The 20,420-nt window shown below is 44.2% G+C and carries 22 protein-coding genes and 1 pseudogene; 20 read left to right on the forward strand and 3 right to left on the reverse strand.

Annotation, left to right across the window (positions count from 1 at the left end):
* The first annotated feature begins 371 nt into the window (after nucleotides 1–371).
* The 5 genes from FEM44_RS12670 to FEM44_RS12690 are packed head-to-tail and all read left to right on the forward strand — an operon-like array spanning nucleotide 372 to nucleotide 5,055.
* Nucleotides 372–779 (forward strand): TIGR03757 family integrating conjugative element protein, encoded by a 408-nt coding sequence (locus tag FEM44_RS12670; protein WP_135523596.1) that lies wholly within the window; start codon nucleotides 372–374, stop codon nucleotides 777–779.
* The gene (locus tag FEM44_RS12675; RefSeq protein ID WP_135487866.1) at nucleotides 776–1,762 is read left to right on the forward strand and encodes a TIGR03756 family integrating conjugative element protein; all 987 of its coding nucleotides are present in this window, start codon (nucleotides 776–778) and stop codon (nucleotides 1,760–1,762) included. Before FEM44_RS12670 ends, FEM44_RS12675 begins: the two co-directional genes overlap by 4 nt.
* Before the next feature lie 17 nt (nucleotides 1,763–1,779).
* Nucleotides 1,780–3,192: an integrating conjugative element protein gene (locus FEM44_RS12680; RefSeq protein ID WP_138159016.1), complete on the forward strand. Its 1,413-nt coding sequence runs from the start codon at nucleotides 1,780–1,782 to the stop codon at nucleotides 3,190–3,192.
* Nucleotide 3,193: 1 nt separating this feature from the next.
* Nucleotides 3,194–3,526 (forward strand): hypothetical protein, encoded by a 333-nt coding sequence (locus FEM44_RS12685; RefSeq protein WP_135523597.1) that lies wholly within the window; start codon nucleotides 3,194–3,196, stop codon nucleotides 3,524–3,526.
* On the forward strand, nucleotides 3,526–5,055 hold the full coding sequence (locus FEM44_RS12690) for a conjugal transfer protein TraG N-terminal domain-containing protein (RefSeq protein WP_135523598.1): 1,530 nt from the start codon (nucleotides 3,526–3,528) through the stop codon (nucleotides 5,053–5,055). The genes FEM44_RS12685 and FEM44_RS12690 overlap by 1 nt, the downstream gene beginning before the upstream one ends.
* Before the next feature lie 43 nt (nucleotides 5,056–5,098).
* Here FEM44_RS12690 and FEM44_RS12695 read toward each other — a convergent pair whose 3' ends face one another.
* Together FEM44_RS12695 and FEM44_RS12700 are read right to left on the reverse strand one after the other, a co-directional pair.
* Entirely contained in the window at nucleotides 5,099–5,344 is a 246-nt protein-coding gene (locus FEM44_RS12695) for a hypothetical protein (RefSeq protein WP_135523599.1), read from the reverse strand.
* Complete coding sequence (locus tag FEM44_RS12700; RefSeq protein ID WP_138159018.1) at nucleotides 5,344–5,796, reverse strand: cold shock domain-containing protein; 453 nt, start codon at nucleotides 5,794–5,796, stop codon at nucleotides 5,344–5,346. The genes FEM44_RS12695 and FEM44_RS12700 overlap by 1 nt, the downstream gene beginning before the upstream one ends.
* Before the next feature lie 1,031 nt (nucleotides 5,797–6,827).
* Between FEM44_RS12700 and FEM44_RS12705 the strand changes: the two genes are divergently transcribed.
* From FEM44_RS12705 to FEM44_RS12780, 15 genes are all read left to right on the forward strand, one after another.
* Nucleotides 6,828–7,718: an integrase domain-containing protein gene (locus FEM44_RS12705; RefSeq protein ID WP_135523601.1), complete on the forward strand. Its 891-nt coding sequence runs from the start codon at nucleotides 6,828–6,830 to the stop codon at nucleotides 7,716–7,718.
* Between the two features lie 314 nt (nucleotides 7,719–8,032).
* On the forward strand, nucleotides 8,033–8,314 hold the full coding sequence (locus tag FEM44_RS12710) for a hypothetical protein (protein ID WP_135523602.1): 282 nt from the start codon (nucleotides 8,033–8,035) through the stop codon (nucleotides 8,312–8,314).
* A 274-nt stretch (nucleotides 8,315–8,588) separates the two neighbouring features.
* Nucleotides 8,589–8,861 carry a hypothetical protein gene (locus FEM44_RS12720; protein WP_135523603.1) on the forward strand — a complete coding sequence of 91 codons (273 nt, stop codon included), beginning with the start codon at nucleotides 8,589–8,591 and terminating at the stop codon, nucleotides 8,859–8,861.
* Nucleotides 8,854–9,252 (forward strand): antirestriction protein, encoded by a 399-nt coding sequence (locus FEM44_RS12725; protein ID WP_135523604.1) that lies wholly within the window; start codon nucleotides 8,854–8,856, stop codon nucleotides 9,250–9,252. Before FEM44_RS12720 ends, FEM44_RS12725 begins: the two co-directional genes overlap by 8 nt.
* Nucleotides 9,253–9,376: 124 nt before the next feature.
* Entirely contained in the window at nucleotides 9,377–9,712 is a 336-nt protein-coding gene (locus tag FEM44_RS12730; protein WP_135523605.1) for a hypothetical protein, read from the forward strand.
* A 75-nt stretch (nucleotides 9,713–9,787) separates the two neighbouring features.
* Nucleotides 9,788–10,723, forward strand: a complete 936-nt coding sequence (locus tag FEM44_RS12735; RefSeq protein WP_135523606.1) for an ArdC family protein — start codon at nucleotides 9,788–9,790, stop codon at nucleotides 10,721–10,723.
* 458 nt (nucleotides 10,724–11,181) lie between these two features.
* A complete protein-coding gene (locus FEM44_RS25530) occupies nucleotides 11,182–11,730 on the forward strand; it encodes an adhesin biosynthesis transcription regulatory family protein (protein WP_240726898.1) in 549 nt (182 codons plus the stop codon).
* Nucleotides 11,731–11,842: 112 nt separating this feature from the next.
* The gene (locus FEM44_RS12745; RefSeq protein WP_135410391.1) at nucleotides 11,843–12,361 is read left to right on the forward strand and encodes a fimbrial protein; all 519 of its coding nucleotides are present in this window, start codon (nucleotides 11,843–11,845) and stop codon (nucleotides 12,359–12,361) included.
* 84 nt (nucleotides 12,362–12,445) lie between these two features.
* A complete protein-coding gene (gene pefC / locus FEM44_RS12750; protein WP_135523617.1) occupies nucleotides 12,446–14,851 on the forward strand; it encodes a PefC/AfrB family outer membrane usher protein in 2,406 nt (801 codons plus the stop codon).
* Nucleotides 14,844–15,536: a fimbrial chaperone gene (locus FEM44_RS12755; RefSeq protein ID WP_138159020.1), complete on the forward strand. Its 693-nt coding sequence runs from the start codon at nucleotides 14,844–14,846 to the stop codon at nucleotides 15,534–15,536. Before pefC ends, FEM44_RS12755 begins: the two co-directional genes overlap by 8 nt.
* Nucleotides 15,523–16,053: a fimbrial protein gene (locus FEM44_RS12760; RefSeq protein WP_135523607.1), complete on the forward strand. Its 531-nt coding sequence runs from the start codon at nucleotides 15,523–15,525 to the stop codon at nucleotides 16,051–16,053. Before FEM44_RS12755 ends, FEM44_RS12760 begins: the two co-directional genes overlap by 14 nt.
* 7 nt (nucleotides 16,054–16,060) lie before the next feature.
* Nucleotides 16,061–16,630, forward strand: a complete 570-nt coding sequence (locus tag FEM44_RS12765; RefSeq protein WP_135523608.1) for a hypothetical protein — start codon at nucleotides 16,061–16,063, stop codon at nucleotides 16,628–16,630.
* A gap of 136 nt (nucleotides 16,631–16,766) precedes the next feature.
* Nucleotides 16,767–17,726, forward strand: a complete 960-nt coding sequence (locus tag FEM44_RS12770) for a hypothetical protein (RefSeq protein WP_138159022.1) — start codon at nucleotides 16,767–16,769, stop codon at nucleotides 17,724–17,726.
* Nucleotides 17,727–17,889: 163 nt separating this feature from the next.
* Nucleotides 17,890–18,699, forward strand: coding sequence for an EAL domain-containing protein (locus FEM44_RS12775; RefSeq protein ID WP_135523609.1), 810 nt, complete (start codon nucleotides 17,890–17,892; stop codon nucleotides 18,697–18,699).
* Nucleotides 18,700–18,939: 240 nt separating this feature from the next.
* The gene (locus FEM44_RS12780; protein ID WP_135523610.1) at nucleotides 18,940–19,533 is read left to right on the forward strand and encodes a lipopolysaccharide core heptose(II)-phosphate phosphatase; all 594 of its coding nucleotides are present in this window, start codon (nucleotides 18,940–18,942) and stop codon (nucleotides 19,531–19,533) included.
* A gap of 177 nt (nucleotides 19,534–19,710) precedes the next feature.
* On the opposite strand, the pseudogene FEM44_RS25535 reads toward FEM44_RS12780, so the two are convergent.
* Nucleotides 19,711–19,994: pseudogene (locus FEM44_RS25535) on the reverse strand (hypothetical protein); the annotation flags it as partial.
* Between the last annotated feature and the right edge of the window lie 426 nt (nucleotides 19,995–20,420).

Raw genomic sequence — 20,420 nt, forward strand, 5'->3', positions numbered from 1 at the left:
TGCCCAGTTGTATTATTGGTTGAGATTGTATGTTTTAGGTCATTCGACCCAACCTCATAGAATATTCCGCTAGATACTGGAATATCAGCAGCATGACACACGAAGCAATTTGCTCTACGAGACCAGTCTAAGCGATCAAGATCTAATACCGAATTGGCTGTTTGAGTAGTCAAAATATATCCTTTGCAGTGAATAAATAACCATTTATTAACGGGCTGTTGCTACTAAGTTTAGAGTCTTAGACCCCTTGAAACTATCGGCCAATCGACCAGTATTGTTTTGAAAAATTTCAAAAAGCAGTAAAGAGTTGTTTGCTGCCTTTCATTTTGATCCCGCGCACCCTGTGATTTTCCCCCTCACAGGAGTGCGTTATGAGACCTTCTAAGTTCCTGATTTTGTTGCTGGCCGTTGCTGCTCAGGCACCGGCAGCAACCGTTGTTTACACCGACAGCCACCATCCCCCATTAAATACTGTAAATACTGCCAGCGACCAGGTGGTTTACCTGGATGCGCCGGATACCGTTCAGCGGCAGCTGTTTGGTGAGTTGCCTGCTGATCCAGTGCAGGCAGAACAGGTTGCAAAAACCATCATCCATTCACCAGACTGGCAGCAAAAACAACAGCAAATAACACTGGCATATCAGGGCGTTTTACAGGCGTACAGTCTTAAACTGGAGAAATACCCTGCCGTGGTATTTGACAACAGCTATGTAGTTTATGGAACGGCAGATGTGGCGGTAGCTCAGGCAAGTCTTACTAAGTTCAGGGAGGCACAATGAGTTTAAGTCGAATTCGTCAAAACCGGCTGGTTCTTGCACTGATTGTCGGATGGGCAACACAACCTTTTACTGTTGGAGCTGTGACTTCTGCAATCACCTCTGCGCAAATCATCGCCAGTGCACTATCACCTCAATGCATGGAGTATAAAGTCGTTGGCATTTGCTATTGGTTATTCTGTACTCCCGTAGGCTGTACGGTAAAAACATCGGTAAAAGTGCACCACTTTATTCCTAATGCGGTAGTTTCCAGCTACAACGAGGCCGGTGGAAATCCCTGGGTAGAAGTTGCATTTATGGGACCAGTGCTTCCTGGCATTGCCGACGGTGGTGGTGCGAATGAACAAAAACGCTCCAGACGCAAAGACAACTTGCATTTCAAGAATGCCGATGCGATCGGCCATCCTGCGTTAGCATCTCCAGCATTTAATAACTTCACGGGGCAAATGGGGTACACCTGCGCAAGTTCTGCCACACCGATGATGCCGTACCTCCTGAGTACTCTGGATGCTGTGGTATGGCGGTCCGGGCTTCCAGAATCATTTTTCCCGGAAGCTATTACACCGGGATTGCGTGAAATAGGTTCAACCGTTGCCGGGAGCATGTGGGGGAATGTTTATCCGCGTAGTGGGTTTGTGACACAGACAAATGACTATAAAGCGGCTGCGGTCGTAGCACAGCGGGCGGCAGATATTATTACCCGTGTTGGTCAGTTGCATGTATATCAACCGATGGTGGATATGCCTAAACCGGGTTACTGGCCTCCATTTCCGGTCCTGGAGAATACGGGGATGCGTAACCACAAATGGCAGCGTTTGACTCCGATGCCATCTATGACCTGCGCCGTATTTCCTGACATCACAGAGATTACCAATATAAATCCACTTTCACTGGACGGTAATTATGCTTGGGCGCTATGGCAACCTTACAGTTGTTGTAAGCAAATGGGGCAAACCTTTCTCTACAGCACCGGCGCAGCTATTTAATTACAAGGAAAGTTATTATGAACAAACATTTTATTTTGAGCGGTATTTTATTGGCAAATATTACCCTGAGTACTCCAGTACAGGCTGTATTTGATCTGGACAATGAATTTATTAATCAAGATAACAGTAAGGGAATAAAAGGAGCAGTTAATGATAATTTATTTTATACAATTGGTGGCGGGACGGTAATATCGCAGCCGCCCAGCAATAACAATATGGAAAAAATCAGTATGGGCATCAACTGGGACAGCGACTTTATGTGCGGTAATTTTGATGTAACGACCACAGTTAAAAATCAGCTGAATGGTGTGACGAATGGCTTCAAAGATATGATGGGAACGGTAATTACAGGTGCTACCGGAGCTGTTGCTAGTTTGCCCGCTATGGTTTTACAAAGAGCGAATCCAGGTTTATATGAATTACTGTCCAATGGTATTTTACAGGCAACCGTTGCTTTCGATAAAGCACAGTTGAATTGCCAAAACATGGCAACAAAAATGACTGACTTTGCTTACTCAAGCAAATGGACACAGGCGTCTATTGGTGAAGAATTCAAAAAAATAGTCTCTATAACTCCGGACGCGGTAGCGGCTGATAATCAATTAAAAACCACTACTGGTAAAGAAGGTGTGAAATGGATCGGGGGGCAGAAACGTGGTGGCAGTGGGCAAAAAGCGATAAGGCCGACGCATGACATGGCAAAAGCTGGATTCAATATTCTAAATAAGCAACCAGTAACCAGTAGTGGGGGGGTAAGTGGATCTGCTTGTAATGGATCTCTGTGCAAAAAATATAAAACCAGTGATGAGGCGGCAGAAGCAGTCGTGAAAGTGCTGGGTGACCGGGCTATTCGAACATGTACAGAAGCCAGTGAGTGCAGTAGTGGTGGTGTAGAAAACGAAGCGGGAGCATCAACTGCTGGCGTTGGTTTTTCTCCGATGCTGGAGGAAACCACAAAAGAAAATACGGAAACGCTAGCGAAGCTGGTAAACGGGAACTTGGCTCCAAATGCCTCCAACCTAGCAAAACTTAAATCAGGTGATTTGACCGTTACCCGAGGTGTGATTCAGGCACTGAAAGATGACCCGGATAACGCTGCATTAGTACAACGACTTGCCAGCGAACTGGCTATGGCCGATACGATTTCTACTGCTCTGGGAATGCGCCGTATGTTGATGGCAGGCCAGGCTGAACCAAACGCGGCGGATCAAACAATGGCACTCACCGAGTCTGATCGTCGCCTTGAGTTTCTGGATCGCGAAGTTCAGGCGCTGAAGAATGAGATGGAGATACGAAAGGCAATCAGCAATAACACATTGCTTGTTGCCCTAAGCCGCCAGGAAAGTCGCGAGGCGGACAATGGGTTACGCCAGTCTGCACATCAGAATGACGATGCCATACAGAATCTTAATAAAAAGGTGGAGGAATGATATGGACATCATTCGTAAACCACTCTGGCAACGAATCGTGCGGATTATGCTGCTCTGCGTTACTGCCATTCTGGTGCTGGGAGGCTTAAGTTTCATCCTTCTGCATTTTGTTGGCAGTGAGGCAGAACTCCGGGCATGGCTACGCCAGATAAAAACGCCGCTCCTGCTCTGGAGGCTGGTGCTGTATACGGTTATCGCGTTTTTCTGGCTGCACCGTGTCCGGGGCTATCTGCTAAGTCACTGTACCCGCCGCTTTCAGGTATACCGGCTGGAAATCATGACGGTGTACCTGTTTGTGATGATTGAAATCACCTGCTCGCGTTGGGGAATGTGATGACAGCTGATAGCTACCTTGAAATGGTGCTGGTTCTGATGGGCTGGCTGATCAATAACGCGCTGTGGACGATTATTACCACCACCGGGATTTTTGCCATCCCGTTGGCATTCAAAATAGCGGGCGTCTGGCTGAAGGTTAGGGAAGAGGGGGACGACGAAGGTAACAAAGGGGCGCTGGCATTACCGCGTATGGAGCATGTCATTTATGTCGCCTTTGTGGTGATCATGTTTTGTGCGATGCCGATACAGGACGTTGATATCTCGACGATGAAGTTTGATCGCACTCGTTCTTCACAGTGCGGCGTGAACGTGCCTAAACCGGATGAGTCCGGCTATGGGCCATTAATTGCTGAGCTTAACGGCCAGACTGCGAAAATCCCGGCATGGTGGTATCTGGTACATTCGCTATCGAAAGGGATTACACACGCCGCGATAGCCTCTATTCCCTGTGGTAATGACTTCCGGACACTGCGTTTTGAAGTGCAGCATACGAAATTAATTGATCCTGTAATCAGGCAGGAAGTTCAGGATTTTGCCAGACAGTGTTATGCAAAAGCATATTACAAACTCAAAAACAGTAATCCAAAACTGACAGCGGTAACAGTTGATTCGGTTGGTTGGATTGGATCGAGTTATTTTCTTAATACTGGAGGATATTACGACTATTACACGTCAACAGTACCATTATCTGCATGGCCTTATAATGAAGGGCGTGACAGTGGTTACCCTGATGTTGGCCGAGGGGGGTATCCGACGTGCAAAGATTGGTGGAGCGCGTCAGGGAAGGGGCTGAAAAGTCGTTTATTGGACAGTTTTGATAAACGTACAGTCAATATGATGAAGGCGAAATCTCCGAATAATTGGGAGGAAAGCCTTCTTCGCTGGTTGGTAAGTCCACAGAATATACATATGTCCGGAAGTGGTGATACTTATATGATAGGGAATCAACAAGGACATGGAACGGGTATTGACACCGGTATTAAAGAATTCCTAAGCGGCCTGGGTGCTTTTAGTGCGCAAGCGACGCAGTTACCGGCGTTTGATGCACTTCGACAGGCGTTGCCGATGGTTCATGCTATTTTACTGATGGCTATAGTGATATGCATTCCGCTGGTGATGTTGTTTGGCGCGTATGATCCAAAGGTAGTAGTCACTATTACTTTTGCGATGTTTGCGATAATTTTTGTTCCGTTCTGGTGGGAACTGGGGGGCTGGTTGGACGATAAGCTTATCCAGTTGCTGTACGCTAGCTATAAGGGGTATACCAACAACTTCAATAACTGGATTGCCAGCATCGGCTCGGATGGGTGGATTATGAATCTGGTGCTGGGAGCTATGTATGTGGTACTACCGATGTTCTGGTTTGGTGCTGTGAGTTGGAGTGGTGTGAATATAGGACAGGCGTTGTCTTCAGCAGTCGATAAAGCTAGTCAAGGATCGCAGCAAGCGGGAGCTAAGGGACCCGGTGTGGCTGGTGAGGTCGTTAAAACTGTAGCTACAAAAGGGGCTTCCAAAGCGAAAAAATAACCCCAAAAAGCAGGCAACGGAAAAGAAATCTTGTTGCCTGCTTCTATAAATCGTCATCAGAATAGATTCGTTGGTTGTTTTCACCATAGTTACCGTAGCCACTATGTCCATTTCTGTAACCTGCATGCAGTTCTTCGTCATCGGTTGAAGTAACAGCTTTGCTTCCGGCGACAGCAACAATAATCGAAAGGACCATCTTTATGGCTTCGGTTAGCCCATTGAAAAGTACAGACCAGATATCTGATTGGTGTGATGTTTTATTATTGTATTTCATTCGGTTATTATCCATTATTTATTCTTGCCTATAAATAAATTGAAAATCCATGCAATGACTTCAAATAACATAGCAATAGTAGAAAGGATAAAATCGAACAACTCTATGAATAAATCAAAGATGCTGCTTTTTTTTAAAACTTTTATTGTTCTCGCACAATATGGACATACTGTTTTTTGTGGTTCCCCCTGGTAAGTAATCATCCGTGGGAAAACTTTTTTATTACAACAGCGACAAAAATCTAATCTATCATCAGATGATGTATTCTTAGCCTTTTGGGTAATGATTACCTTCCTTGCTCGCTCGCCTTTTAGTGATATTTCAATTTCAAAGCTAACATTATTTCCTTTTTCAGGGAGCAAGGCACCGTTTATATCACTGACATGAGAATAATAGTCTTTGTTATTCTTGTCAGTGATGAATCCGTACCCTTTCTCTTCACTGAACCATTTTATTACACCATCCATTAATATGTCCCTATCAATGTCGCTATAAATCGAGATTAATAGATGCTGAAAATTAAAGCAATATATTGAAAGATCTCATCGAAAGATTTATTCTCCGGGTGTTACATTGTTGTCTCCGACAACAGCCAATGCTTCAACGCAAGCGGAACTGTGCCAGCGATTTGAGAGAAGCGCCTTCGGGTGATCGCAAGCCAATATCATAGGGAAAGAAGTGCGGCCTGAGACTGATGCCTTCGGGTGGCCGCAGCCAAAATCGTCGTAATCTGAGAGACGAAGCCTTCGGGCGATAACACCGTTTAACCTTTGAGAACGGCGATCGCGCAAGCGATAAAGGTACACTTCAACGCAGGGCAACGACGTCTGCCCGATATCCTTAAAGCTGTTTTTCCTTTGGGCTTACGTCCAGCTTATCCCGGCAACATTTGCGGCTCGTTGCTATGCCAATTGGAACATTTGGCATCTGCAAGAGCGGCATTTGGCGATGGGATATGTGCAGCGTCACTTGTGTAAGAGCGGTAGCGATACCAAGTGACGCTGCGCGAAAGGGCACCGTCTTAGCAGACGGAATGCGGTCTTTCAGCACCCTGTACAGTCTGACGCACACGTAGTCACGGTGTTCAGACTGGGGAAATAGCATCTTTAAGCACACTTTTTAACCATAACGCCTTATCACGGAACAAATCCATTCACGGAGAAACCATGAGAGCAGGCGTATCAACTTCAGGAGAAAATTCGACTCGGTATCGATGGCAATGTCAGTGAAAGCTGACGTATGGAGGTAGTCTGACTAACGTCAGGACGGCATACGCCGCGAACAGCTCTGCGAGCTGGGGAACCTCGTAAAAACTCAACATGTTGTCACCCCGATGCACAGATACCAGTCGAGTCGCAGGAAGCGCAAAACCTAACCGTGCCGTCGGGACCAGATGTATCACTCATATTCTGTGTGAATATTCAGAATATAGATCGCGCTCGTTTCCTTATTTTGGGAGAAGAGCTTGATCTGTATTTCTTAGTAAAGGAGGACAGGTATGTCTAAATTAAGTAAGCAGCTCGTCACGCTGGCAAGGCAGGGCGGCGGTGGGTTTAAAACTATTGCGGATCGTTCAAAGATTGCCACCCGTATAGCGGAAAGGATAGCTAAGTTAAATATTCAGATTCGGGACGTAAAGCATATAAAAACCCATCATATAGAGCTGTATGTGAAGAGTCGCCAGGCTGAAGGGATATCCAAAAGAACAATGCAGAATGAGATGGCCGCAATCAGAAATATTCTGACCGTTGCTGGTCGGGCAAAACTTGCCGATCCTGGTCACGAGAAATTAAGTAATTCAGCTCTCGGATTATCTGATGCCAGTCGTGACGGTACTAAAGTCGCAATTAATAGCGAACGCTATCTCGCAGCGTTCGCTTATTCAGAGAAGCAAGACGTTGGCGTAGCAGCTGCAATGCAGGTTGCTCGTTGTTTTGGTCTGAGGACCGAAGAAGCGGTGCAATCTGTTAAATCACTAAAAACCTGGCAACACGCATTATCGCGTGGTGATGATCGTGTCAGGATCGTATTTGGTACAAAAGGAGGACGCCCAAGAGACACGACAGTTATAGATCGCGATAAAATGCTAAACGCCGTCAATTATGCTTTGAAAATTGCTGCCGGAAATGATGGTAAGTTGGTTGATAAACCGGATCTGAAATCAGCGATTGATCGCTATCGAAATATTGTCAGAGATGCGGGATTAGTGGGGAAATATGCGCCTCATAGTCTGCGATATGCCTGGGCAGGTGAAGCAATGGGATATCATAAAAGTAAAGGTATGAGTGACGATGAGGCAAAAGCAATGGTGTCTATGGATCTGGGACACGGTGATGGTCGCGGACGTTATATTGAGCGTGTCTATAATAAGCCTGATATCGAGGAATAATTAAACCTGCTTGTCTCTGTGGAATATAAACGATAGCATTTAAATGTTAACCCGTTGTCTTCGACAACAGCCAATGTCCCGGTAATCTGAGAGGGACGCCTTCGGGTGATTACCAGCCAAAATCGTCATGACCTGAGAGACGATGCCTTCGGGCGGTAACGCTGTTTAGCCTTTGAAAACAGTGGTCGCTTTCGCGATGAAGGTACACTTCTGACTACAGCGGATTTTCCGCTATCAATATTGTTACTCACCCTAAGGGAACACGCTTCCCGCAGGGGATCGGTGTTCCCTTTTTTTACGTAAGGAATACACCGATGACTAATCGCTTATCTCTGGCATTTACGCCTGTTTCTATCACGCTTCCGGCCTGGGAACACTCCGTTGAAGTATTCGATTTCTCCCAGTGGGAACGTCGGCAGTTTGCGCTGATTAAAGCTGCGCAGGATGCCTGGAACCGCCGTTCTGATCCCGATACACAACAGGTGACATTTTCGCTGACGCTGTTTATTCGTCTGGGAGGCGAAACCGCCGAACGGACTCAAAACTTTGTTGCCAGATATGTTGACGATGCACTGGTTGTAACCTTGGGAGAATGAGAGATGAAACTACAGCTTGAACTGACCGATGAAGACGCGCTGGCATTGTCGCATCTGACTCAAAGTCTGACATGAAACACGATGCGTGACTTTGTCATGACTAACCGTGAATGCGACGAAATGATTGATGCGATCCGGAAATTAGAAAAAACGTTGACGGAACACGGCTTCAGGCACCAATAAGGCTGTTTTGCTTAAAATCTTAACTTGACCCTTGCGGGGATTGATTTCCCGTCAGGGAGCAATCCCTGCTTTTATTAACAGGGATATCAGTATGACAACGAAATACACTTATCTTCCGGTTGCGGATTATCGTAATACGACTGAGCGATTATTCCGTCAGGCAGTTGTTCATTACAGTACCTGCGTGGGGAATGATGAACGGGCGTCCTGGCGTAGTCAGTCCATTATGGCGCTGGAAATAACAGCGGATATTAACTGCAAGCGTGCAACTGAACGTGACCAGCGGAATTTTCTTTCTGCCAGGAAGCGTTTGCAGGACCAGGTTGACCGCGTACTGGAATCAGGGGAATTGTGTAATGGATAACGTCACGATGATCAGTATGCAGCCCGTTCCCTTTGGTCTGGTCCTTCTGAAATATCTGCATACTCCACGTCGCGTGGCTCCGTTTTTAGCGTGGGCCAGGCGTCTGGGTGATGATTATGAAGAAACCAGCAGGTGGGAAGCTCGGGTGTTATCAAACGACGGATTCTATCTTGTCCCCAACTCCCGTCTGGCTTATGGCGTAAGCGTGGCCGGAAATGGCTATGAAGGCACCATGACAGCAGAGGCCTTTGGCATCACGTTGTCGTTGTTTGCCCTCGGACAGATTGCCAATACGACTGAAAATGACAGCGATATCCTGCTCTATCACGCTTTGCGTGATTACGCGTTGGATCACTCAGAAGCGGTCGAGATTATGGCCGCGATAGACTGATTTTTTACTTCAACCTGGGCAGAGATTTTGCAACCTGGTTACACAAAACCATATCACCCCTACAGGGAACTCGTTTCCCGGTGGGGAGGATGGTTCCTTTTTAATTTTTGAGGAACTTACCAGGATGACAGAACAGACAAATAACCTGTTTTCGGCTGAAGATTTATTTGAGCTGGCAAAACTTGAAGGGGAATTGTTAGTTGTAGCCGCATTCGAACGTCTGGATATCGGAACACAACCGGATGAGGATAACTTCACGGATAATCAGTGGTCGATTGCCAGTCTGGCCCGAAATTTTGCTCGGGGATGTGCTGGCGAACTGCCGCGTTATTCACACCCTTCATGCAAGCCTCTTTTCGATGAGGTTATTGAACTTGCCAGAACAGTGTGTCTGGGAACCTGGGATCATTTTTTCAAGGTTGGCATGGATGAATCGTTAGCTATGGCTACGATGGACTGACTTTTTACTTTAACCCAGACGGGGATTGTTCCCCGTTTGGGAGCCATCCCCGTTTTTTATTGATGGGAATGGCATATGACGAAGAAAACTACCAACCGCAAATCTGCCCCACGGCAGGATTTGTTCCAGACCGTAACCGACAAGATTATTACGGCGCTGGAGAACGGTACAGCACCCTGGCGTAAAGCATGGCAAACCGGAAAGGAGGGTTTGCCTGCTAATGCCATAACTGGCCGGAACTACAGCGGTATAAACGTGATGCTGTTATGGATCGATGCTGCCAATAAGGGATTTCATTCAAATCGCTGGCTGACGTTCAAACAGGCACTTGATGCCGGTGGGAGTGTCCGGAAAGGCGAAAAATCGACGCTGGTGACGCTGTTTAAACCGTTCCAGAAAGAGGCTACGGATAACAGCGGCCAGCCGATGTTTGATGAGAACGGCGAGATGGTTATGCAGGATCGCTGCTTTATGGCCAGCTTTCACCTTTTCAACGTTGAGCAGTGTGAAAACCTGCCTGACAACCTTTACCCGGAAATACCGGTTTTGCCCGACGTGAAACGCATTGCCCGGGCAGAGCAGATTGTAGCTTGTAGTGGTGTGCCAGTGAAGCATCGCTATCAGGATCGTGCGTATTACCGCCCGGGAGTTGACCACATTATGATGCCGGAAGCCGCTCAGTTTGATTCGGTGGAAGACTACTACAGTACGCTGTTGCATGAACTGGTGCATTCTACTGGGCATGTTTCTCGGCTGGCGAGAGACGGTATTGTTTCCACTTCGCGGAAGTTTGGCGATCCGGTTTATGGATTTGAAGAGCTGATAGCGGAGATGGGATCGGCCTTTCTGTGTGCTGAGCTTGGCATTCATGGTGACTTGCAACATGAGAGCTATATTGCCTCGTGGCTGCAAATGCTAAAAGAAGATAACCGGGCTGTATTTCGTGCCGCTCGTTTTTCGCGGGAAGCATTTGAATACCTGGTGTTGCGTGAGCAGGCGCTGGTGGCGTAGCCCACTTTACCAACGTTGATTTAATCAACCAGTCACTTCTCAGGGGAAACATTCCCCTGAGGGATGTTTCCCCTTTATTGACGAAAACATCCTTATGGAAAACCACATTTCCCATATCGCGTAATTTCACTCTTTGCTTAACCAGGCGGGCGCTATTACCGACGATATAAGGTAAACATAAAAAGTTCAGAAAACATACAATGCGTCATCGGGGAAGGAAGATTTCTTTAATTATGAGCCTACGACTTGTATCAGATGTTTAAAACGAAAGACTGGTTTAGTAGTTATCTAACCTGATAATAATTCTTATACTTACTAATCGACTACCTAATAATAGGTAGTTTAGTGTGGAGGAGATAATTTCCCATCAGGGTTAATCGGAATTTTAGATAAGCTTTATATAAAATTTAGGTTATGTAAATGATAAAAATAGACAATTTATTGCCATATAAAAGACATTGTCAACTAATAAAACGAACAATGGCACTATAAAATTTGAAAAAAATAGATTTTTAATCTATTTTTTTGGTTTTTTTTGGTTTTTTATTCTGTTTTGTTTTATGTCTTTGGTCTTAGTAACCAAAGTTGATTGTTTTTTCAGCCGCTTTGGTTTGTTATTATTTAAAAAGAGGTCGGGTGGTACTTATTTTTTTGTTGCTTCTTTTTTTAATGAAAAGAAAGGAGGGAGGGTGGAAGATCTTTCAGGTGGTTATTGTCGACATCGCTTCAGTTCAATTTTATCAAAGAAAAACACAGTCATACCAACAACAGAAATAAGTGAAGATAAATTCTGGTGTATTGTTGAGTTGTGTTCTATTCGTAGCGATAAAGTTATAAAGGCTTTGTATGATTATCTGGTTTTAAAACATCCAAGGAGCGTTAGTTGCAATAATAATGGAGTCAGCAATGGATATTTCGGAAGTTGTCTGGCAAGAGTGGAACATGTTATTCAGGTAGTTAATGAGTTATTCTCTCTCTGCAAAACGCCTGAAAATGAAGTAAATTAAGTGGTTTTATAAAATAAAGAAAACATACTTTCACAAATGTTTTATATGTGCGTGTTTTTGTAACACACATATAAAATCACCCAAGTAATGTCAACAATGGTAGTTTTAAGTTATGAATAAATTATATCTTGGTTCTCTTATCGCTCTGGTATTCGCGACTGCTACTGTTAACGCAGCACAGCAAAGCGAAGTTCATTTTTTTGGTAACGTTACATCCGTAACCTGCGATGTTGCTGTAAATAATGGCGGTAGCATGACGGATGTTATTCAGCTGGGCACTGTGGCTCCAAATGCAGAAAGCCAGACACCGACGGAATTCTCATTTAAACCCGTTAATCCAACACAGTGTGGTAACCTGGCAGGTAAGACTGCAACCATAACATGGTATGGCAACTTTGATGCCGAAGGCTTGAAAAATAGTACCGGTAAGGCTACCGACGCTGTCGTAAAACTGACAGCAATGAATGCACAAAACACAGCAAACACTCAGGTAACATCTTCTAATACCAGTATTGAATTTGATGCAAATAATGCTAATACGGATGGTTTTAAATTCCAGGCAAAATTGAAAGGTGGAACTACCCCTGGCGATTATCAGGGCGTTGCTGCCTACGCAATAACTTATAACTAATCTCACCGATACCGCTGATGCTATTCATTAGCGGTATTAAGAATACCTTAAACAGATAACAAATATAAGCCGATGGAGGATGATATGAGCTTATCGCGACTACCAAAGATTTCTTTGTTAGCGATGAGTATTTATACGCATCTCGGATATGCTACGGACTTAAATCTGGATTTTATCCAGGGGACCAGCATAATTCCTTCGATTCTAAAATCTGATTATGCTTATCCTCAGGGACAATACAGTGTGGATGTATTTGTTAACAATGAAAAAACCGGTACGGCTGAGTTAAACATTACACCGGCAGATGAAAAAAACAATATGCTCTGTTTCTCTCCGGAATGGATAAACAGTGCAGGTGTAATGCTGGATGCCAGTAAATATGATGATGTTTATAACAGAGAAAAAAACTGTTATGAGCTGGCTAAAAAAAATCATACACAGGTAGTTTTTGATTACAGTGCGCAGAAACTGCTGCTTGATATTCCCCAGGCTTATCTGCTCAGTAAAAGTGACCCGTCACGATGGGATTACGGTGTTACCGGAGGACGGCTGAAGTATTATGCTAACTTCAATAAAACAACAAATGACAAATTAAATGCCTTCGGAAATTTTGACCTTGGTTTCAATGTCGGGCGATGGGTATTATCCAGTAATATTAACGTATCCCGCTCAGGAGGAGAAACAGAATTCACCTCCAGTGATATGACATTGTCCACGGCAATCAGTCAAATCCAGGGGGATTTATTACTGGGAAAATCGCAAACTCAGACAGAGTTATTTTCTGATTTTAATTTTTATGGCGTATCAGTTCGCTCTAACAGTAACATGCGCCCGTGGGAGGCACGCGGATATGCACCGGATATTTCGGGGATCGCTTCAGGCCCGTCACGGGTAACTGTGACCCAGAACGGCTATACGATTTATTCCCGCATGGTTCCGGCAGGCCCTTATCGTCTTGATGACCTTCGGCCAACCGGAAATGGCGATCTGGTTGTAACGTTAGAGGATGATAACGGGCATAAGACGGTTCAGGTTTATCCGGTCACTACTCTGCCGACGTTGTTAAGGCCAGGTGATTTCCAGTACGACTTTGCCATGGGTAAGAAAAATCAAAGTAATGAACTGAATAAGGCGTTCTCGTCGGATACCGGACTCTTCTGGCTGGGCAGTGTTGACTATGGTTTTTCCAGCGCAACGCTGAATTCGGCAATACTGTTAAACAATCGCTATCAGTCGGCAGGGATTGGCGTAACGAAACCGTTTGGTGAGCTGGGGGCGTTATCCCTGAGTGCCCAGACAGCTAAAGCCCGCTATAACAATGGGGATGAAAAGAAAGGCCAGAACGTCAGTGTCAAGTATGCCAAAAACTTTACAGACAGAACAGACCTGCAGCTTCTGACATATCGTTATCAGGACAAAGGGTATGTGGATTATGCAGAATTTGATCCCCATCGCACTTTTATTCACGGTAATCAGAAATCACGGTATGAGGCGCGTCTGTCTCATCGGTTTGATACGACTTATCTGAGTGGAGCGTGGTGGCACCAGAATTACTGGGACAGAGACGGGAGTGATACCGGGGCGACCTTGTCGCTGAGCACTTCAGCTTTTGATTCGGTATCTGTGTTCCTGAACGGTTCATATAACCGTTACGCAAATACTGATAAAGCGGATTATTCAGCGTCGGTGAGTGTCAGCATACCTTTTGACTTCAGAGGGATACAGCATTACGCCAGTAACAGTGTGGGATATAACCGGAGCAATGGTTCAACGTTCAATACAAGCATTTCAGCTTCAGTGAATGATCGCGTTAACTATAACCTCAATGCGGATATCAGTTCCCGTGGTCAGCGGGGCACATCGGCATCGGCCAGCTATGCGTTTGACGCTGTTCAGACAAATATTGGAGTATCGCAGACACATTCGCGCCAGGGTGACGGACAGACCAGCTTCTCCGGGGGCATCTCCGGCTCTGTGTTAGGGACCCGCGAAACCGGACCTCTCTTTACAAAAGAGTCTTCCGATACTGTCGCTATTGTCAGCGTACCGGGTGTCAGTGGAATCAAGTTCAACAACTCCATGCCCACTGACCGAAATGGTAACACTGTAGTGTGGTTGTCCGGGTATGCAGAAAACAGCATTAACATTAACATGGAAAACGTCCCTGACGACATGGATTTCAGCACGACATCCTACAAAGTGGTTCCGACTGAAAAGGCGATGGTTTACCGAAAATTTGGTTTTGAGAACGTACTTCGTTACATCCTGCGTGTGAAGGATAAGCAGGGTAAATACCTTACAGGTGGTGAAGCCACCACAGAACAGGGACTGAATGCCGGGTTTATATCCACAAACGGTGTTCTGCTAATGAATATGCTGACTGAACCAGAAAAGATCCGCATTGATATGGGAAATGGAATGCAGTGTCATTTTTCCATGAAAGGTTTACAGGCTAACACCAATAAAGTTCAGGAGATTCGTTGTGAATAAAGTAGCTAAAACGGCGATTGCAGCTGTGCTCTCATTCGCATTCTGTAGCCAGGCTATGGCTGCGTTTGTACTGAATGGGACGCGCTTCATTTATGATGAAAATAAAAAAAATATTACCTTTGAAGTCACCAATAATGCCGGTCAGATGTATGGGGGGCAGGTATGGGTGGATAATACCAGTGAGGGAAACGGTATCTACATGGTTCCTCAGCCTCCTTTTTTTAAAGTCGGCGCAAAACAAAAACAGATTATCCGAATCATGAAAACAGATTCCTCATTACCCACAGACCGTGAATCGTTATTCTGGTTGAATGTACAGGAAGTACCGCCAAAACCAGATGTTAAAGAAAGCCATGGCAGTGTTCTGGCGATTGCGATGAACTCCAGAGTGAAGCTGATTTATCGTCCATCCGTTCTTAAGAACGGGAGGGAAAATGCTGAGAAGAAACTGACCATGGAGCAAAGGGGAGATAAAACCTGGATTAAAAACCCGACCCCCTACTATATGGCAATTGTCGGTGTGCAAACCAATGGCAGGGAGCTGAAACTCAGCGATAAGGTTACAAAAGAATTAACGCTGCTGGCACCCTTTAGCAGTGTATCTCTGGGGGTTAGTGTCCGTGGGAACCTTAACATTGCCGCGATAAATGACTGGGGGGGAGTACAGAATTATGAAATTCATTAATCCTGTGCTGATAGCGGCATTATCTGTAAGTTTTGCCGGGTTTTCTGCGAATGTCCGGAGTGCGGATACCAAAACGGCCACATTTACCATTAATGCAACATTCACTGCCCCCAGTTGTGATATATCCATCCCAACGCAATTTTATAGCCTGGGAACATTAACACCGGGAGCAGCGAAAAAACACTCACCGCTTGAAATAAAGTGGACATGCGCAGGGAATATACCAGTAAAGACGGCAATTAAAGGTTCTGTTTCACAGGGGCAACTGGAATCGTCGAATGATAAGCTGCAAATGTTGCTAACAAAGGACAGTCAGCCTAATGGAACATATTTATGGCTGGAAAACAATAATACGCCTGTAAAACTGACAGGGCAGGATTCTGATGCATTCTGCAGTGACAGTACAGCCACAACCGGTGAGCGCCAGTGTGTCATTACACCGGTAACGGAAGTCCATAACACAGATCAGTTTGGTCCGGTTAAGGCTGCAGTGACATTTGAAGTTATATATCCATAATGTATTTATGATACAACAACGAATCATTATAGATGGTTTCTGTGAGTATGAGATGCTGGGGTTAAGCGCACTGCTGAAAGCAGAAAATTATGATGTCAGACTCAGGAAAGAAACCGAACCGACCAAAGGAGATATTCTGATAATAGCGCTGAGTGCAGTGCCACTTTTGAACTGGTTGTCTTTATTCTCAATGTTCAGAGCATCTGATGATGTGCGCTACTGCAGGACAATATTTCTGGTTCCCGGACAGGTGAAAGAGATGCAACGATTATTTTCAACAATAAATATTGTCGACGGTTCCCTGCCGCTGGCAGTGTTGAAAGACAGTATTATAAAAACAGCAGGAGGGGGGCGGTATGAAACGCCCACGCCCTTTTACATATATAAGAAAGAGTGTATGGACAGAATAAGTTTTCTTCAGAAACTATCCCGAAAACCATCAGCAAACAAAGACCGGAAGCATTATTACTGGCGCTCTCGCCTGTGTTCTCTTATGGGAGTTCCGAATGTTCATATATTATCCGTCATAGCACCGACCTGCACGACGTCATTTTTGATGAATATTCATGAAATGTGAGAGTTTCCGTCATGAATGATAAAAATGCATATCAGAGATATCCATGAATACGCAAGATTCGTGACTGTTGCTTTGATACAGAATAGTCAGGCATTACACCAGTCGATTGGATTGCTATTCAGAACGGGAGATTTTAATGAAACTCATTTCAGCAAAAGAGTCCATTATAATGTTAAAAAGATGCTTTGTTATTTTTGCGCAAATCGCGGTAAAAGTGCGGAACTTTAACTTTACGTTTAAGCCCTGTTTTTTGAATGTATTCACATTCCTTTTTTTATGTGTGGGGATCATCTCTTCATTACCGGTTTTTGCGACTGTTATATACGAAAAAAATCTTATAACACAATCATCTTACAGAAAAACCAGTAAAATATATAAGCTACAGTTTAATAACCAGGATAACAATTATGAGGTCAGTAGTGTTACTGGTGACTGTGCATTCAGCAGTGGTGTTATTACTTCAGCACAAAATAATGTCGACTGGAATGTGCAAATGGGGTTAACATCTCATTTTAATGGAAATCAGACATACCTCGAAAACGTGCCTGTGACAGATTTTAATGGGATTGCATCACAGGTTGGTAGGAAGAGTGACTGGGGGGGGAAATTTGGTCAATGGCTTCCCTCAGGACAGAGCTGGCGTAAAACAGGAATTGGGACGGGATGGTATGGTTCACAAGCCGTGAGCTTTCCTACTCCGGTGACCGTGGATGGGGGACCTGAAAGATTTGATATAACTATTCGTATGTGTCGTGGTGATGATGGTTCTTATATTAATGCAACGGGACATTACGTAACCAGTGCTGTCAATTCGATGTCAGTAACGCCGACATCTGCAACGCTACAATCCCCGATGGGAACTATCGCTGTCGATCATGCCGAGCTCACACTCAATGGGTTTATGCCATCGAAAATAGAGTTCACATCAAGTGTTGCGAATACCACAACGGACTATACCCTCACATTACCGGAACCTGTGGCTCCGAACTATGCAGGGCAAAGTTACGATGCGACATTTCAGTTTGAATACCGAGTAAATGCGACTAAACCCGGGAATTTTGTTATACCAGTGAATATTTCTGCCACATATCCGTAATAAAATGAGCAGAGTGCCAATCAGATACAACAGGGACTCTGCCATAAAGAGATTACTGAACACAGGTCCTGAATGAGAAAAAGTAATCTCTTTATTTATGTACCGAATAACAATATGGTATACAATTACTTTAGTCTGCAGCTATCCTTTAGCAGGGGTGGACATGTACAGTAACTCTGACTGTTATAATATATTTTCCAGTAAGCTACATATGGCTGAGGAATGTTTGCCATTTTTTCAGCCCGTAGTGGATGCTGACTCTAATTTATGTGGTGTTGAAGTTCTGGCACGCTGGAATATGCCAGATGGCAGGGTGTTATCTCCCGACCTGTTTATTTCTCAGGTGGTTCATGCCGGGCTATCCGGATTTATGACAAATATACTATTAAGAAAGACCGCCGATATTTTACTGTCTTTAAAACCATTTTTACCGGTTGGTATGTTAATCACTTTTAATGCGGGGGCGCCAGACAATAATTCAGCGGAAATGATTTGTGCATGTAAACTGCTCCAGAATCGTCTTATTCAACTCTGCCCTGTGCTGGTTTGTGAATTGACGGAGCACAGAGAATGGGGTAACTCTTCAGAAGATAATATATTTCTTGATAATCTGGACAGAGGAAATATATCTGTGGCACTGGACGATTTTGGAACAAAATATTCAAATCTTGATATGTTATCCAGGGTTAATGCAGAATTTATGAAAATAGGGAGTTCATTCATTTATCGTGTGGATGAAGATCTATCTTCACACCGTCTGGCTGAATGTGTTATGTTTGCTGCAAACAAGTTTTCTTTGCGAGTGATTGCAGAAGGTGTTGAAAATAAATGGCAGTATGAGTGGTTAAAGAAACAGGGGGTAAAATTATTTCAGGGGTATTATTTCTCCCCCCCATTATCAGCTGACCAGTTCGCTTCATTTGTAAAGAGTAAAAAAACTAGATGTGATAAATACGGTTTGCGTTCTGAATGATTCAATATTGTATGATATTTCCCATAAAATAGCTTCCCGTAAAAATTTATGGATTTCTTTTTGGTTTGATGTTGATTTTGTTATCATATTGAATTTTTATTTGAGTGCTTCCCTTAGATGAACGAAGATGTTTATTTCTGGTAGACAGTTTCTCCGTAATTCGGAAGCGACGCAACTTCTGCCCTGTAAAGATAACTTCGTCTATCAACTTCTATTCTGTTATTACAAAGGTTAATATAGATGTTTTCATTTGAGAAATTATCATCAGTTAAACTAAAGACAGTATTTGCAATATTAGTAACACTTTTAGTGCTTGCGGTAGTTGTTGTCTCAGTGTTAAAAAGACCAAGATATTTGGATATAAAGCAGGCATGTGAAATTAGTAAGAGATACCCTACCATTCTTATGATAAGACACGGAGAAAGGTGTGATCGTTCAAAAAATCAATGTTTTTCTGAACCAGATGGAATAACTGTCAATGGCACGCAAAAAGCGATTCTGCTGGGTAAGGATTTGAGTGATATAACCGGGAACTATAATCTCTATTCAACAAACACAACCAGAACCAAACAAACAGCTTGTTTTTTCTCAAATGGAGTCAGCCCCACCATAGTAAGTTTATCAAATAATGGTGAATCACCTGTGAGGAAAATTTTAGACTTATCGTATCAGAGTAAAAACGCTGTTGTGTTTACTCATAATCATTGCCTCTCTCGCATTGCAAAAGATATGAGATGGTGGAAGTTAAAACCAGGATATCTCGAGACATTAGTTTTGCATCGGGAGGCGAACAATCTTATTTTAGATGGTGTTTTAAAGTATCAACAAAAGTAAAAATTGCGTATTTGCACCTCTCATCCATTCTGACAACCTGGAACTTAGTATTTAACCATTTTTTTAGCTTTCCCTGTCAGGGGATTTGTCCTCATTGACGTCCTCTGAAGGTCCGATCTGTCCAAAATGGTAGCTATAGCAAAACCAAACGGTACATCTGCCGTGTTTTAAGCCTTTTTATTGGCAGTCCGTTTCTTTGCGACTGCAGGCAGCATAACAAATGTGGAAATTCGTAGTCACCACCGGCACTCCGGCTCTTCTCAACTCCGGGATATCAGCCGCAATACACTGATTGCCAAATCAGAATAGGCTGTCTGGCTCGGTCACCCGTAAACCTGCCTCCGGCATATATTTCAGCCGTTCACGGGGCGTTTTCACTTCCCGGGCAATCTGCTGATATGGCAATGATGTGTTTTTTATTCCCCCCCCCGGCGAAGACGGTGCGATTCATCTGTTCTGTAAAACAGTTTTTATCCGTCAGACAGTCAATTCGTGTACTCATACTGAAGTAAAATTCGTATAAAAAATCAGTAGGCGAAACTTTATCAATCGCTGATAAATAGGGAAAGCATAAATCGCCCGGTCAGATACTCTCGTCGGCTTCTCCACTACAATATATCTTCGTTAATCACTCACTGTTGTCATCTTGTTTTCGGCATATTTCATGCAGCCAGATCTTTCCGCCGCCGTACAGTATACGTGAACGGAAACAGTATTTGTTGTTCCGGTGGACATCGTCCCGCAGTGTTATCCAGTATGGGTAATTAAAGTGCCACTTATTCATTATAGTGATAACAAAAATCTGTTTTTTCCGTTGTTACTGTTAACGCTTTAGCGTTAGCGTAAAAAAACATCGTTATTTTCTCAAATATAACCTTCACTGACAG

The organism is Escherichia sp. E4742 (assembly GCF_005843885.1).
Lineage (GTDB): Bacteria > Pseudomonadota > Gammaproteobacteria > Enterobacterales > Enterobacteriaceae > Escherichia.